Below are 15,781 nucleotides of genomic sequence, written 5' to 3'. Positions count from 1 at the left end.
CATGTTCGCTAATGTCCTCATCGTCTGCTACGCCAACGTGTGCCGCTCGCCGGCCGCGGAGATGCTGTTCAAGGCGCGCGCGCTGCCCCGTCTGGGCGCGCGCATCGCCTTCCAGTCGGCCGGCATTCGCGCGTTCGAAGGCGACGGCATGGATCCCGTCATGCGACGCCTGCTCGCCGAGGGCGGCGTCGCTACCAGCGGACATCGGGCGCGACGCCTGAACTGCCGCCTCGTGCGTGACGCGGACCTGGTGCTTGTCACCGAGCGCGCGCAGGTGAAGGAGGTCGAAGCACTCGATCCGACTTCGCGCGGCAAGGTCTATCCGCTTGGCAAATGGGAGGACTCCGATGTCGCCGATCCGCATGGCGGACACGAAGCCGGCTATCGGGCAAGTCTCGTGCTCATCGAACACCTGGTCATGGGATGGCTGAAAAAAATATGCTGATGCGAAATACCACACTCTCTGTGCTGCTGACGGCCTTTCTGTCGGCCTGTGCGACAGCGCCGGGGAATTACCTCGACACGTCGCGGCTGAAGGAAGACCAGCAAAGTGCGCCCGCTGAAGACTATCCGGTGCATCTGATCAACGCGCAGGTCGTGATGGATCAGGCGAAGGCCGCGGCCGTGCCGCAGGTTCTGCCGGAGTCGCGCATTGCCGATCCGTCGCAATGGGTCTACCGGATCGCGCCGCAGGACATCCTCGGCGTGACGGTCTGGGATCACCCAGAACTGACGACGCCGAACGGCAGCACGCTCTCCGCCGGCGGCAACACCACGCAATCGGTGGGCGCCGTGCTTCAGCAGCCGTACACGACGGCGCTGCCGGGTCAGGCCGATCCGTACGGCCAGACGGTGGCCTCTGACGGCACGATCTATTTCCCGTTCATCGGCCGCATCCGTGCAGCCGGCAAGACGGTGGGCGAACTGCGCGACCAGATTACCTCAGGCCTCGTGCGCTATATCAAGAATCCGCAGGTGGACGTGCGCATCCTGTCGTATCGCAGCCAGAAGGTGCAGGTGACGGGCCAGGTGAAAACGCCGGGACCGCTCGCGATCAGCGATGTGCCGCTGTCGCTCGTCGACGCGATCACACGCTCGGGCGGCATGACCGGTGACGCCGATCTGCAGCGCGTGCGCCTCACGCGCAACAAGCAGCTGTACGTGCTCGACGCGAACCGCATGCTCGATAACGGCGACACCACGCAGAACGTGATGCTGCAGAACGGCGACATCATCAACGTGCCGGACCGTATCGACAGCCGCGTGTTCGTGATGGGCGAGGTCAAGGCACCGGTCCAGCTGACGATGATCAAGGGCCGTCTGACGATCGCCGATGCGCTCACGCAGGCTGGCGGCATTCTCGACACCGATGCGAACCCGCGCCAGATCTATGTGATGCGCGGCATGCAAAGCAAACCGACGACGCCCGATGTGTATCGCCTCGACATGACGCAGCCGAACGCCATCATGCTGTCGACGCAATTCCAGTTGCAACCGATGGATGTGGTCTACGTGGGCACTGCCGCGTCGACAACGTTCAACCGTGTGCTGCAGCAGGTGCTGCCGACCGTCCAGACCCTGTTCTATCTGAAGCAGCTGACGCGCTAGTCGCTTGACCCGCCGGAAGGCCCACGCGGCCCGCACAACGCATCGTTGCGGACCCCGTGGACCTGAGGTGAACCAACCAGGATCGAACTGTGAGCACTCACGCAAACACGCATCTGGCCGGCCCGGCCAGGACCGAAGAAGAGGACGTCGTCCTCGGTCAACTGGTGCAGGTGATCATCGACGACATCTGGTGGCTGATTGCCATTGCGCTGTCGATCGTCGCGGTCGCTGCGTTCTACTGTTACGTCGCGAAGCCGGTGTATTCGGCCGATGCGCACGTGCGCGTCGAGCAGTCCGACAACACGTCGCAGGCGCTCACGCAGACGCAGACCGGCGCGAACATTTCGTCCGGCCAGACGTCGCTACCCACCGACGCCGAGATCGAGATGATCAAGAGCCGCGGGGTGGTGACGCCGGTGGTTCAGCAACTGAAGCTGAACTTCAGCGTCGCGCCGAAGATGCTCCCGGTGATCGGCAGCCTCGCCGCGCGTCTTGCGACGCCGGGCGAACCGGCGCGTCCGTGGCCGGGTCTCGACCGCTTCAGCGGCTACGCGTGGGGCGGTGAAATCGCCGACGTCGATTACGTTGAAGTGCCGCCCGCGCTCGAAGGTCAGAAGATGATCATGACCGCGCTGGCCAACGACCAGTTCGAACTGCAGGCGCCGAACGGTTCGGTGCTGCTGCACGGTCGGGCAGGGCAGCCGGCGCAGGGCAGCGGCGTGTCGATTCTCGTCAACAGGCTCGTAGCGCGTCCGGGCACGCAGTTCAACGTGATGCGCGCGAACGACCTCGATGCGATCGCGTCGTTCCAGTCGGCGATTCAGGTGTCCGAGCAGGGCAAGGGCACGGGCGTCATCCAGATTTCGCTGGAAAACCAGGATCCGCAACGCGCCGCGGAAATCGCCAATGCGGTCGCGCAGTCATATCTGCGCACGCACATCGCGAGCAAGCAGGCCGACGCGAGCAAGATGCTCGACTTCCTGAAGAGCGAAGAGCCGCGCCTGAAGGGCGATCTTGAACGCGCCGAAGCCGCGCTCACCGCGTATCAAAGCAAGTCCGGCTCCATCAACGCGAGCGATGAAGCGAAGGTGTACCTGCAAGGCAGTGTGGAGTACGAATCGCAGATCTCCGCGCTGCGTATCCAGGTGGCAGCGCTCGAACAACGCTTTGGCAACGACCATCCGATGCTGATCGCCGCGCGTCAGCAGCTCGCTGAACTGCAGGCGCAACGCGAAAAATACGCCGACCGCTTCCGCAATCTGCCGGCGACGGAAGTGAAGGCCGTGCAGCTGCAACGCGACGCGAAGGTGGCCGAAGACATCTACGTGCTGCTGCTGAATCGCGTGCAGGAACTGTCGGTGCAGAAGGCGGGCACGGGCGGTAACGTGCATATCGTCGATGTGGCGCTGCGTCCGGGTGCGCCGGTCAAGCCGAAGAAGGTGCTGATCCTGTCGGCCGCCGTGATTCTGGGCCTGATCGTGGGCACCGGTTTCGTGTTCCTGCGTCGCAACATGTTCAAGGGCATCGATGATCCGGAGCACATCGAGCGCATGTTCCGCCTGCCGGTGTATGGCCTCGTGCCGATGAGCCCGGAGCAGGCCGTGCTGGAAAACAGCTTCGAGCGCGGCGGCAATCGTCTTCGCAAGGTGCTGGCGGCCGCGCGCCCGAAGGATGCGACCGTCGAAAGCATGCGCAGCCTGCGCACGTCGATGCAGTTCACGATGATGGATGCGCGCAACCGCATCGTCGTGCTGACCGGCCCGATGCCGGGCGTCGGCAAGAGCTTCCTGACGGTGAATCTCGCCACGCTGCTCGCGCATTCTGGCAAGCGTGTGCTGATGATCGACGGCGACATGCGTCGCGGCTCGCTGGAGCGTTATCTCGGCGGCACGCAGGATATCGGCCTGTCTGAGCTGCTGAGCGGCCAGATCTCCCTCGAGGAAGCGATCCGTCACACGGAAACTGAAAACCTCAGCTTCATCTCGTGCGGCCGTCGTCCGCCGAATCCGTCGGAACTGCTGATGTCGCCGCGTCTGCAGACGTACCTTGAAGCGCTTGCAAAGCGCTACGACGTGATCCTGATCGACACGCCGCCGGTGCTTGCGGTGACCGACGCGTCGATTGTCGCGGTGCACGCGGGCGCGACGTTCCTTGTGCTGCGTTCGGGCATGCACAGCGAGCCGGAAATCAACGATGCGCTCAAGCGTCTGCATAACGCGGGCGTGACGGTGCAGGGTGCGATTTTCAACGCGATGCCAGCGGGGGCGCGCGGCAACTATTCGCGTGGTTATGCAGCGGTGCAGGAATACCTGAGCGCGTAAGCGCCCGAAAGGACCCATCATGAAACTATCCGTTCTGGTTCCGACGTTTCGCCGTCCCGCCGATCTCGCACGCTGCCTCTCCGCGCTCCAGCGCCAGCAGCGCGCGCCGGACGAAGTGATCGTCGTTGTGCGCCCCGACGACAGGGAGACGCTTGCGTGTCTGCACGATCCCGCCGTGAAGGGCACGCTGCCGCTGCGTATTGCGATCGTCGAGGTACCGGGACAGGTCGCGGCACTCAATCGCGGCCTCGACGTGGCGAAGGGCGATGTCATCGCCATCACCGATGACGACGCCGCGCCTCGACCCGACTGGGCACAGCGTATCGCCAGCGCATTTGAAAGCGATCTGCTGCTGGGGGCGCTGGGTGGCCGCGACTGGGTACACGAGAAGGGCGGCATTCTCGACGGCGCACGACCGCTCGTCGGCAAGCTGCGCGCGTCGGGCAAGATCATCGGCAATCACCATCTGGGCGTCGGCGGTGCACGTGAAGTCGATATGCTGAAGGGCGCCAACATGAGCTACCGGCGCGAAGCGATCCGTACGATCCGCTTCGATCCGCGCCTGCGTGGCGCGGGCGCCCAGGTTCACAACGACATGGCGTTCAGCATGAGCGTGAAGCATGCGGGCTGGAAGCTCGTCTACGACCCGCAGGTCGCCGTCGATCATTTTCCCGCTGAACGTTTCGATGACGACCGTCGTGATGCGCAGACGATGCAGGCGGTACGCAACGCCGCCTACAACCTGCATCTGATCCTGCGTGATCATCTGCCGCCGTTGCGTCGTGAGGCGGCATGGTGGTGGTACACGCTGGTCGGTACGCGCGTGTATCCGGGCATGGCGCACGCGGTGCTCGCGCTCGCGTCGAAGCGCGGCCGCGCGACGCTGTCGCGCTGGCGTGCTGTTCGTACCGGCGCGCATGAAGCGCGACGCGCGGCTTCGTGATCGTGATGCGCACCTGTTGCGTTCCGGTGCATCGATGCGTGCTTCGAATCGATGCCGTCCATAACAAGCCCGGAGTCCCTGCATGAGTGTGACCAACGTCCACGTCCATCTGTTTTACGGTGCCGATCCGCGTTTCTACCGCAAGGGCGAGAATATCGGCTGCCTGTACGGCTATCACCATGCCGAATCGGATGAGTTTGCGCTGAGCTACTCGCAGGACGCGCGTGAGGGTCTGCCGATACGCCTGCTGCGTCGTGGGCTGAAGGCGATGCTCGGCTTCGATTTCATTCACACGCTGCGCAATCGGGATGAAATCCTGCGCTCGGACGTGGTGTGGACGCACACGGAACACGAATATCTGTCGGTGGCGCTGTTGCTGCTGCTGAATCGCCGGAAGAGCCGCCAGCCGCTGCTGCTCGCGCAAAGCGTGTGGCTGCTCGATAAATGGCCCGACTTCGGTGTACTGCGCCGCTGGGCGTATCGCAAGCTGGTTGCGCGCGCCGATGTGCTGACGACGCTTGCTTCCGAAAACGCCGCGCTGTGCCGCCGTTATCTCGGCCGCGACGCGGTGCACGTCTACTACGGGCTGAATACGCGCGATTTTCCGGTGCAGGAGCCGACTGCATGGCAGCCGCATACGCCGGTGCGTATCGCCGCGATCGGCAACGATCGGGATCGCGACTGGGTGAGCCTCATCAACGCCTATGGCAACGATCCGCGCTACACGGTGCGGCTCGCAACCCGTCGGCGTATTCCGGCGTCGCTCCGGGCATCGAATGTCGATATCGCGCCGGCGGCTGGCCTTAAGAAGCAGCGCGAGCTGTACGACTGGGCCGATGTGATCGTCGTCCCGCTGCGGCCGAATGCGCACGCATCGGGCATCACCGTGATGCTCGAAGCCGCTGCGGTCGGCAAGCCGATGATCGTCACCGATGTCGGCGCGCTAAAGGACTATTTCGCCGACGGTCAGGCGGCTTATGTGCCGCCGTTCGATCCGGAAGCGCTGCGACAGGCTGTCGATCGCCTTGTCGCTTCGCCTGACGATGCATTGCGTCAGGCGCAGGCCGCCGCCCGTCAGTTGATCGCGCGCAAGCTCACCACCGAACAGTTCGCGCAGCAACACGTGCGTATCACACGCGAGTTGATGGGCCGGCGCGCTTCGCCGCGCGGCCGGTCAGTGGACGAAGCGCGGCGCCGGGCCGGCGGTAGCGGCGCTAGCGGGCAGTCCGCGCAGCCGCAGTCGCGGCATCAAGCCGGCAGGGGGCAATAACGATGGCCGTCGCACGCGTCGAGGTCGACCGTTCATCGCGCTTGCCAGGCGGCGAGCGCAAGGCGTGGCTGCCGCAGGCACTGCTGTGGCTCGTCACGGCCATGATGATCGGTGCGCATCAGGGCACCGTGCTGACGCTCGCATTTCCCGTGCTCGCGATTCTCACGGGCTTCTGGCTGTATTTCAAAAGCCCCGCGCAGTACGTCGGCTTCATGTGGTGGCTGTGGTTTCTGAGCCCCGAAGTGCGGCGTCTCGCCGACTGGTCGAAAGGCTCGTTCACGCCGACGAGTCTGATCCAGGTCGCACCACTGGCCGTCACGATGATCAGCGCGCTGTCGCTGCTGCGCTATTACCCGGTGCTCGCGCAACGACGCGGCCTGCCGGTGCTGCTGATCCTCGCTGGCCTCGCGTACGCGTTTCTCGTCGGTGTCGTATCGAGCGGACCGCTGGCCGCGCTGTACGACCTCGCGAACTGGCTCTATCCGGTCCTGATCGGCTTTCACATCATGGCGCACACGCGCCAGTACCCCGAGTATCGCGACGTAATCGTCAATACGTTCATCTGGGGCATGCTCGCGATGGGCGCGTATGGCCTCGTGCAATTCTTCATCATGCCGCCGTGGGACGCCATGTGGATGCTCGGCTCGCAGATGAACTCGCAGGGCGATGCCGTGCCGCTCGGCGTGCGTGTGTTCAGTACGATGAATTCGTCCGGGCCGTTTGCGCTCGCAATGATGGGCGCAATGGTGTTCGTGATGGCCGCGCAGCATCGCGTGCGCTGGATCGCGGGCGCGCTGGGTTTTCTCGCCTTCGCGCTAAGCCTCGTACGTTCGACGTGGGGCGGCTGGGTCGTCGCGCTTCTGATCCAGCTCGTCAAGTCCAGCAACCGCGTGCGCGTGCGGATCATCGCGACCGCCTTGCTGCTCGCGGGCCTGTGCGTGCCGCTCCTTGCAGTCGGTCCGGTCGCCGAGCGTATGCAGACGCGTCTGCAAACCCTCGTCAACCTCAACGACGACACGAGCTATGCCGCGCGTAACCAGTTCTATGCAACGTTCGCAAAGACCGCGTTCACCGATGTGCAGGGCGAGGGCCTCGGCGCGACGGGCACGTCGACCAAGCTGTCGAGCGACAGCGGCGGCGAACTGGGCAAATACGGCAACTTCGACAGCGGCGTGATGAACATTCCGTTCGTGCTCGGCTGGCCCGGCACGCTGCTCTACATGTCCGGCATCCTGTGGCTGCTGATGCGCGCGGTGCTGGCGTCGTTCGCGCTGCGCGACGACAAGTTCGTGGGTGCGTGTCTCAGCCTCGGTCTCGCATGTTTCTCGATGCTGGTCTTCACCAACTCGCTCGTGGGCACGGGCGGTCTGCTGCTGTTCATGAGCTTCTTCTCGATCCTGTCCGCGGCGCACTGGCAAAAGCTGAACCGCAGACGGAATCTCATTCTCCATGGAGGGCACTGATTGAGAGTCGCCATTGTCACGCACGTCGTGCGTCATAACGACGGCCAGGGACGCGTCAACCATGAAATTGCGCGTGCAGCCCTGGAAGAAAATATTGCGGTGACCCTCATTGCTTCGCACGTCGCGCCAGAACTCCTGGCGCATCCGGATGTGCGCTGGATCCCGATACGGATCGGCAAATGGTGGCCCTCCAACCTGATCCGCCAGCAGGTGTTCGCGCTGAAAAGCGCATGGTGGCTGCGCCGGCATCGTCATGAGTACGACGTCCTGCATGTGAACGGCTTTATCTCGTGGGTCGCCGCCGACGTCAACACTGCGCACTTCGTGCACAGCGGCTGGTTCGGCAGCAAGTACTACCCGTTCGGACTCGCGAAGGGCGTATGGTCCGCGTATCAGTTTCTCTATACCGGCCTGAATGCGCAGCTCGAACGCTGGGCCTACCGGCGCTCGCGCGTGATCACGGCCGTGTCGCAAAAGGTCGCTGACGAAATCCGCGCGATCGGGCTGACGCCGCGCAACCGCGTCGATGTGATTTACAACGGCGTCGATACGCAGGGCTTTGCGGCCGCCGGGGGCGATCGCACGCGATTCAATCTGCCTGCCGACGCGTTCCTGCTGCTCTTCGTCGGCGATCTGCGCACACCGCGCAAGAATCTCGGCACGGTGTTGAAGGCATTGCGTGAATTGCCCGAGCACGTGCACATCGCGGTCGCCGGTTATCTGCCGGGCAGTCCGTATCCGGAACAGGCGCGTTCGCTCGGCGTCGGCGATCGTGTGCATTTTCTGGGGCTCGTCAAAGAGATGCCGGTGTTGATGCATTCGGTCGACGCCTTCGTGTTTCCGTCGCGCTACGAAGCGATGAGCCTCTCGCTGCTCGAAGCGATGGCCGCGGGCCTGCCGGTCGTCACGGCGCGCACGGCGGGTGGCGCGGAGATCATCACGCCGGAGTGCGGCATCGTGCTCGAGGATCCGGATGATCCGCATGCGCTGGCCGGTGCGATTTCGCGTCTTGCAGCCTCGGACCCGGTACGTCGTGCGATGGGTATTGCCGCCAGTGAACTTGCGACCGGCTTCGGCTGGGCACGCATGGCAAGGCAATACATCGACCTCTATCGGCAACTGGCAGGCCGGCGCGACGATCCGCGCAAGGCGCGCGGCGGAGAAGCCGATGCACTCGGGGCCAGCGTGCTGGCGCGCAGGGAGACGGCCGAATGAACGCCACTCAACGCGCTGCGTTAGTCACAGCGAATCGTTGCAGTCACAACCACAGGGAACAGCCATGACAACCCGTTCAATCAAATCGCTGCAAATCGGCATGCACTGGTTCCCCGAGCGCGCCGGCGGACTCGATCGCATGTATTACTCGCTCGTCGGCGCGCTGCCGGGCGCGGGCGTCGCGGTACGCGGCGTCGTCGCCGGCTCGCCGCGCGTGGCAGAAGACACCGACGGTGCGATCCGCGGTTTCGGCTCCGCGGCGCAGTCGCTGCCGCGACGCCTCATGGCCGCTCGGCGCGCACTGCGTGATGCGATTGATATCGAGCGGCCGGATGTGATCTCGTCACATTTCGCGCTGTACACATTTCCGGGTCTCGACGTGACGCGCGGGATTCCGCAGGTCTCGCATTTTCAGGGACCGTGGGCCGATGAAAGCCACGTCGAAGGCGCCGATTCGCTGGGTCAGCGTGCGAAGCGTTATCTGGAGCAGGCCGTCTATTCGCGTTCGTCGCGACTGATCGTGCTGTCGGATGCATTCGGCCAGATCCTGACGTCGCGCTACGGGATTCCGCCGGAGCGCATCCGCGTCGTGCCGGGTTGCGTCAACGTCGAGCAGTTCAATCTGCCGATCTCGCCGACGGAAGCGCGTCTCAAGCTTCAGTTGCCGCTTGGACGGCCCATCGTACTGGCGGTGCGGCGTCTGGTGCGCCGCATGGGCCTGGAGGATCTGGTCGATGCGGTGAAGCTGCTCAAGCGCCAGCAACCGGATGTGCTGCTGCTGATCGCGGGCAAGGGAAGACTCGAAGGGGAACTGCAGGCGCGCATCGACGAGGCGGGTCTCGCGGACAACGTGAAGCTGCTTGGTTTCGTGCCCGACCAGCATCTCGCCGCGCTCTATCGTGCCGCGACGATCAGCGTTGTGCCGACGGTGGCGCTCGAAGGCTTCGGGCTGATCACGGTGGAGTCGCTCGCATCGGGCACGCCGGTGCTTGTTACGCCAGTGGGCGGATTGCCCGAAGCCGTCGCCGGGCTGTCACAGGATCTGGTGCTCCCAACGACGGGCGCCGCGGCGATCGCCGACGGTCTCGCGGCCGCGCTCGATGGCTCGCTGAAACTCCCGGACGCCGACGCGTGCCGTGCGTATGCGCGTGCGAATTTCGACAATGCGGTGATCGCGAAACGTGTTGCGTCGGTGTATGACGAAGCGATCGCGGCGGGCGGTGTTCATTAAATCGCATCGGCGGTAGTTAAAAAAAACGCGACCGCAAGGTCGCGCTTTTTTGCAGCACAGCTCCATTAGAAAGTCTGATGATGCGCGTTACGCGTGAGATCGGCGGCTACCATCATCTGACACAGCTGTTCGAGCGTTGTCTCCGGTTTCCAGCCGAGCTTTTCGCGCGCCTTGTCCGCGCAACCAATCAGCAGTTCCACTTCGGCCGGACGATAGAACTTCGGGTTCACACGCACGAGCGTCTTGCCGGTCGCAACATCGACGCCGGTTTCCTGCTCGGCCCTGCCGGACCATTCGAGCTGATAGCCCGCCGCGGCGAACGCCATGCGTACGAAATCGCGCACGGTTTCGGTACGGTTGGTGGCCAGCACGAAGGTGTCGGGCTCGTCGGCCTGCAGCATGCGCCACATGCCTTCCACATATTCAAGTGCGAAGCCCCAGTCGCGCTTTGCGTCCATGTTGCCGAGTTCGAGCGCGTCCTGCTTGCCGAGCTTGATCTTGGCGACGGTGTCCGTGATCTTGCGCGTGACGAATTCGCGGCCACGTAGCGGCGATTCGTGATTGAACAGGATGCCGCTGCTCGCAAAGAGACCGTACGATTCGCGATAGTTGATCGTCGACCAGTGCGCAAACAGCTTGGCGACGCCATATGGGCTGCGCGGATAGAACGGCGTGTCTTCGCGCTGCGGAACGGCCTGTACCTTGCCGAACATTTCGGATGTCGACGCCTGGTAATAACGCGTCTTCGGATTCACGATGCGGATGCCTTCGAGCAGGTTCAGCGCGCCGACGCCGGTCACCTCCGCGGTCGTAATGGGCTGGTCGAACGAGACGCCGACGAAACTCTGTGCGGCGAGGTTGTACACCTCGTCGGCCTGTGTGGCGGTGAGCAGGCGCAGCGTCGAACCGAGATCAGTCAGATCGTGTTCGACGAGCGAAAGATTCGGGTGGTCGAGCACGCCAAGTTCTTCCATGCGCCAGAAGTTGACGGAACTCGTGCGCCGGTAAGTGCCGGTGACGTGATAGCCCTTGTTGAGGAGCAGTTTCGTCAGATATGCGCCGTCCTGTCCGGACACGCCCGTGATGATCGCCTTGCGTGGTGTGCTCATGGAATATCCTTCAGGGTAGTGTGATTCATTGATGGGAAACGTGAACGGCTTTGCCGCCGTCGAGGATCTGTCGCACCAGCGGATCGACGACGTTGAAATCCTGTCCTGCCTTGATCCGGTAAAGCTCCGGCTTCGGATGCGCGCCATCGGACATCATCGCTTTCCAGTCCGGCAGCGCGGAAATGTAGGCGAACTGGTCGACAAGCGGCACGTGCTGTTCCGTGGCGATACGGCGCGTCATCGACGCCATCGCTGCGAGTTTTGCGTTGAGGCGTCCGTCAGGCATCGGGTTCGCTGTTTCCAGCACCGGCAGTTTGCCGAGCGCAAGCGCGGTGACGACAAGGTCGGTTTCAGCGTCGTAAAACTGCTCGGGCGTCTGGCCGTGCATCACTTCGTTGATGCCGTAGTTGATCGTCACGATCTGCGCCGACGACGCGGCAAGCCGCGTTTTCCACGGGATGCCGTGGCCGCGCTCGGTGCCATCGCGCAACTGCGACGCCGTCGTGCCGCCGACGCCAAAATTGGTCACCGAGACGCGCCAGCCATGTGCCGACTGCAACGCGTCCTGCAGATACGTAACCGCGTTCTGCACACGCGGACCGCAATGGCCCTCGCTGCACGAAATGCCTAGCGTGGTCGAATCGCCGTAGGCTTCGATCAACACTTCCCGCTGCGTGGCCCAGGCGGGCTGCGCGCCGGAAAGCGCGATGAGCGTCGTCAGGAGCAGGGCGCCGACGATGGCGCGCGGAGACTGGGTGTTTTGCTTCATGGGTGCTTCATGGTCAGGTCCGCGATTGCGCGGAGTCGTTGCGGGACGCGATTGACCGCGCCACTGCACGACGTGACGACGAACCGTGAACCAGGCGTCGTTCGAAGGCGAACCATGTAAGCGTCGCATAGGCGAGGGTGATCGCGAGTGCGAGCGCCGCGGTGACATAGCGATTCAGTTCAAGCGGCCACAGCATGTAGAGCACGGTCAGATGAACCAGATAGATCGTGTAGCTGATGGTGCCGATGTAGACGAGCGCGGGATGTGACAGAACCCGCTTCACGATGCCCTTTGACTGCAGCGCGATCACGAGTGCCGACGTGCACAGCACGAGCGAGATACTGTAGAGCCCGGCATTCGACAGCGGCGTATTCGCCGCGCGAAAGCGCGGAAAGTGCAGATGCAGCCAGCCCAGCACGACAAGCGCTGCAAACAGCGCGAAGACGGCCGGCAGCCTGAACGGTTCGAGCGCGTTGCGATCGCGTCGCACGGCCACGGCGAGCAGTGCGCCGGCCGACAGCAGATCCATGCGGAACGGCGTGAGATAGTAGATCGGCCAGAACGTGTCGAACCACGGCGTGGCGACCGCACGCAGCAACGGCACAAGCACGATCAGGGCCGCGGCGACGATCGCCAGCGCGCGCTGCGGCAGCAGCAGGACGACAAACGGCCACACGATGTAAAACTGCTCTTCGACGGCAAGCGACCACAGCACATTCAGGCTGTCATGTCCGCTTTGCCCGAGCGCGTCGCCGATGTTCGTCGCGAACAGTGCGTACCACTGCCAGTGCCGGGCCCAGCCGAGCCCGAAAGCGAGCGACGACACAAGCATCAGCAGCAGATAAGGCGGCAGGATGCGACGTATACGCCGTGCGTAGAAATAGCTGAAATACGACTGCTGGCGCGCCTTGCGTTCGAGCAGGATGCCCGTAATCAGAAAGCCGCTGAGCACGAAGAAAAGATCGACGCCCATCCACAGCGGCGCCTTGAGCGCATGCTGGGCGAAGACAGCGAGAACGGCGAGCGCACGCAGCCCGTCGAGCTGGACAATGCGGTGGGTATGGGAGGGCGAGACTGGCTGTACGCTTGCTGTCATGGACCGTCCGGAAAGGTGCGTTGTAAGCCGCGTGCACGAATACATCCTGGCGCCGTTCAGTGGCGCGAATCCATCCTGTGGGCAACGGGGAGTGCCGTTCATTCTAGGGAAAATAAACTGATGAAAAAACGAAAGCAGGATAGATAAACAGAAACAATAGAATCAGAATGTAATCGAACAGATCGGACGCGAGGTTGGCATGCGCTTCAGCCCATCTCATTCGCGTCGGCGTAATCGGAATGGCGGCGGAATGGCGGAGAGTCAAACGTGAAAAGCGGGTTATCCAGCGCGGAACGTTCAATGAGCGCCCTGTCGGGTTTTATTCGTACGCGTTCTTTCAGCAACGCTGACATCAAAGGATTTTCTTTGAATATTTTTGAATTATTTTCGAATTTCGTCGGCGTGAATTTCCCGCGTAAGGTAGGCCGGTGTTTTCGACCTGCATCGATCGCGCGCGAAGTGCGCCGCGAACGGGCACTGTCTGGAGGATTGTCGTTGCCGCGTTCGCTGTTTGCCCCGCTTTTTACCGGATTCGTGACGAAGCGCGCAGGTGCGTTGTTCTGTGCGGTGTTTCTGGCGTCGTGCCCGTTGTATGCCGAAAACGTGCTGAACGTGAAAACGTCGTGGATCGGCAACACGTTCGGATTCGGCGATGGCACGTGGACGCAGATCGACATTGCCGCGATCGCTGTTTCGCCCGACGGCAAGGTCTACACGAACACGATCTGGGACGAAAGCGGCGCCGAAGCGAGCATCTACCAGAACGGCAAGGTGCTCGGCGTCGCCAGTGACACGCATGGCTGGGGCAACCTGGGCGGCACAGCTGTCGCGATCAATCGCAAGTACGAATTTCTGGCGGTTTCAGTCGGAAACGAGGGCGGCCATCTGGTTTCGCCCGGCGTCTGGCCGGAGAAGGGCAAGCAGTGGTACGGCGTGTCGCGTCGCGAGATCGCCGATCCGAAACGCAGCTCGCCGTTTCAGAGCGGCGCGAATGTATCGCTGGCGCTGGATCCGCGTGCGCGGCTCGCTGCCAGTTTTCTGCTGGTGAACGAAGTCCCGTCGGATACGAAGGCCGAAATCGACGGGCTCGCCGCGAGCGACACGACGTTATACGTGTCGAACACGGCACGCGATCGCATCGAGGTCTACGACGCCGAATCGATGATGCAGAAGACGACGTGGAGCGTGCGTGAGCCGGGCCGTATCGCCCTCGCGCCGGACGGTTCGCTCTGGGTATTGACCGGTCCGCGCGGTGACCGCACAAGGCGCCTGGCGCATTACACGGCGGACGGCCAGCGGTTGAACGACGAACTACCGCTGCCAGACGATACCGTGGTGGCGGACGTCGCGGTCGATGCACAGGGCCGCGTTGTTGTTGCGGATAACGGACCGCGCCAGCAGGTGCTGTTTTTCAGCAGGACGAATGGCCGCTATACAGCGAGCGGCACGCTTGGCGAACGTGGCGGGATTTTTTCGGGCGTTCCGGGAAAGCCGGGGCCGCAGCGCTTTAACGGCCTGACCGGTGTGGGTGTCGACGCGCGCGGCAACGTCTACGTATCCACCAATGGCGTCGGGCCGACGCGCAAGGTCATCGGCGCGAATCTTGGCGCGACGCTCGAAAGCTACGCGCCGGATGGGCGCCAGGTGTGGCAGGTGCAGGGGCTGCTGTTCGTCGACGGCGCATGGATCGATCCGTCGCGGCCCAACAGCGTTTATACCGGCAACAAACGGTTTGAGCTCGATCTGTCGAAACCGTCGGGTCAGGACTGGAAATATGCGGGTTTTCTGTCGAACCGCTTCAAGTATCCGGAAGACCCGGTATTCACGGTGAGCGAATGGCCAGGCATGCCGATCGCCCGCAAGCTCAAGGGGCACACGTTCCTGTTTCTCACCGACATGTACGCGGATCACGTGAAGATCTATCGCTTCGACGCGGCGCGTGATGGCGAGACCGCGATCCCTTCGGGCTTCATCGCGGGGAGCGCGAAAGCGGTCGAGCATGTGCCGAATGCGCCGCCGGGCGGCGACTGGATCTGGCGGGACGCGAACGGCAACGGCCGCTTTGACGCGAGTGAGTTTTCGCCGAACACGAGTGGCGCGAAGCTGCCGGGCGGCTGGGGCTGGTGGGTCGATTCGGCCGGCGATATCTGGCGCGCACGCGACACGAAGGGCATTTTCCGCCTGCATTTTGGCGGACTGGATTCGAACGGTAACCCGATCTACGCATGGTCGAACATGACGACGTATCCGGTTCCGGCGCCGTTCACCGAACTGCGTCGCGCGATTTACGACCCGGCGGGCGACACGATGTACGCGACGGGCTATACGGCGGACCTGGGAGTCGATCGCGCGTTCTGGAAGGAAGCGGGACGCGTGCTGGTGCGCTACGACAAATGGTCGTCGGGCAAGCCGGTGCAGCGCTACGCCGTCACGCTGCCATGGGAAACGAAGGCGCGGCCGGTTTCGACGATCGTCGGCCTCACGGTCGAAGGACAGTACGTATTCGCGGTCGAGCCGTTCGCGGCCGTGCATGTGTACGACAAGGATTCCGGTCAGGAAGTGGGCGTCATCCGGCCAGGCCCGGAAGTGGGCCGTGCCTCGGGCTGGGTCGACGTGCCGAACGGCATCAGCGCATCCCGTCGCAGCGACGGCGAATACCTCGTGTTCGTCGAAGAAGACGCGCGCGGCAAGGTATTGATGTACCGCTGGAAGCCAAGCTGATCCAGAAGCGTTTTGAAGCCTTTTTTAAGGCGCTT

13 protein-coding genes are annotated in these 15,781 nt (G+C 63.3%); 9 read left to right on the top strand and 4 right to left on the bottom strand.

Annotated features, from left to right (window positions below; translation table 11 throughout):
* The first annotated feature begins 1 nt into the window (after position 1).
* From P3T16_RS31940 to P3T16_RS31905, 8 genes are all read left to right on the top strand, one after another.
* Positions 2-445: a low molecular weight phosphotyrosine protein phosphatase gene (locus tag P3T16_RS31940; protein WP_429256353.1), complete on the top strand. Its 444-nt coding sequence runs from the start codon at positions 2-4 to the stop codon at positions 443-445.
* Positions 439-1,608, top strand: coding sequence for a polysaccharide biosynthesis/export family protein (locus P3T16_RS31935; RefSeq protein WP_429256352.1), 1,170 nt, complete (start codon positions 439-441; stop codon positions 1,606-1,608). The genes P3T16_RS31940 and P3T16_RS31935 overlap by 7 nt, the downstream gene beginning before the upstream one ends.
* A 113-nt stretch (positions 1,609-1,721) precedes the next feature.
* Positions 1,722-3,929, top strand: coding sequence for a polysaccharide biosynthesis tyrosine autokinase (locus P3T16_RS31930; RefSeq protein ID WP_429345284.1), 2,208 nt, complete (start codon positions 1,722-1,724; stop codon positions 3,927-3,929).
* 19 nt (positions 3,930-3,948) lie between these two features.
* Entirely contained in the window at positions 3,949-4,872 is a 924-nt protein-coding gene (locus tag P3T16_RS31925) for a glycosyltransferase family 2 protein (RefSeq protein ID WP_429345264.1), read from the top strand.
* Between the two features lie 82 nt (positions 4,873-4,954).
* On the top strand, positions 4,955-6,142 hold the full coding sequence (locus tag P3T16_RS31920; RefSeq protein WP_429345263.1) for a glycosyltransferase: 1,188 nt from the start codon (positions 4,955-4,957) through the stop codon (positions 6,140-6,142).
* A gap of 2 nt (positions 6,143-6,144) precedes the next feature.
* Complete coding sequence (locus tag P3T16_RS31915; protein ID WP_429256349.1) at positions 6,145-7,605, top strand: glucose-6-phosphate isomerase; 1,461 nt, start codon at positions 6,145-6,147, stop codon at positions 7,603-7,605.
* Positions 7,606-8,820, top strand: coding sequence for a glycosyltransferase family 4 protein (locus P3T16_RS31910; RefSeq protein ID WP_429256348.1), 1,215 nt, complete (start codon positions 7,606-7,608; stop codon positions 8,818-8,820).
* A gap of 64 nt (positions 8,821-8,884) precedes the next feature.
* Entirely contained in the window at positions 8,885-10,051 is a 1,167-nt protein-coding gene (locus tag P3T16_RS31905) for a glycosyltransferase family 4 protein (protein WP_429256347.1), read from the top strand.
* A gap of 65 nt (positions 10,052-10,116) precedes the next feature.
* Here the strand turns inward: P3T16_RS31905 and gmd are convergent, their stop codons facing one another.
* From gmd to P3T16_RS31885, 4 genes are all read right to left on the bottom strand, one after another.
* Complete coding sequence (gene gmd / locus P3T16_RS31900) at positions 10,117-11,160, bottom strand: GDP-mannose 4,6-dehydratase (RefSeq protein WP_429256346.1); 1,044 nt, start codon at positions 11,158-11,160, stop codon at positions 10,117-10,119.
* Between the two features lie 25 nt (positions 11,161-11,185).
* Complete coding sequence (locus tag P3T16_RS31895) at positions 11,186-11,929, bottom strand: SGNH/GDSL hydrolase family protein (RefSeq protein WP_429345262.1); 744 nt, start codon at positions 11,927-11,929, stop codon at positions 11,186-11,188.
* Between the two features lie 13 nt (positions 11,930-11,942).
* The gene (locus P3T16_RS31890; protein WP_429345261.1) at positions 11,943-13,025 is read right to left on the bottom strand and encodes an acyltransferase family protein; all 1,083 of its coding nucleotides are present in this window, start codon (positions 13,023-13,025) and stop codon (positions 11,943-11,945) included.
* Positions 13,026-13,231: 206 nt separating this feature from the next.
* On the bottom strand, positions 13,232-13,663 hold the full coding sequence (locus P3T16_RS31885; RefSeq protein ID WP_429345287.1) for a hypothetical protein: 432 nt from the start codon (positions 13,661-13,663) through the stop codon (positions 13,232-13,234).
* Between P3T16_RS31885 and P3T16_RS31880 the strand changes: the two genes are divergently transcribed.
* Positions 13,560-15,746, top strand: a complete 2,187-nt coding sequence (locus P3T16_RS31880; protein WP_429345283.1) for a hypothetical protein — start codon at positions 13,560-13,562, stop codon at positions 15,744-15,746. The genes P3T16_RS31885 and P3T16_RS31880 overlap by 104 nt on opposite strands.
* Positions 15,747-15,781: the final 35 nt, after the last annotated feature.

This window comes from Paraburkholderia sp. GAS42 (assembly GCF_050436565.1).
In the GTDB taxonomy this organism is placed as follows: domain Bacteria; phylum Pseudomonadota; class Gammaproteobacteria; order Burkholderiales; family Burkholderiaceae; genus Paraburkholderia.
Note: the sequence above shows the minus strand (reverse complement) of the source record. Positions and strands in the feature narration are given on the sequence as shown.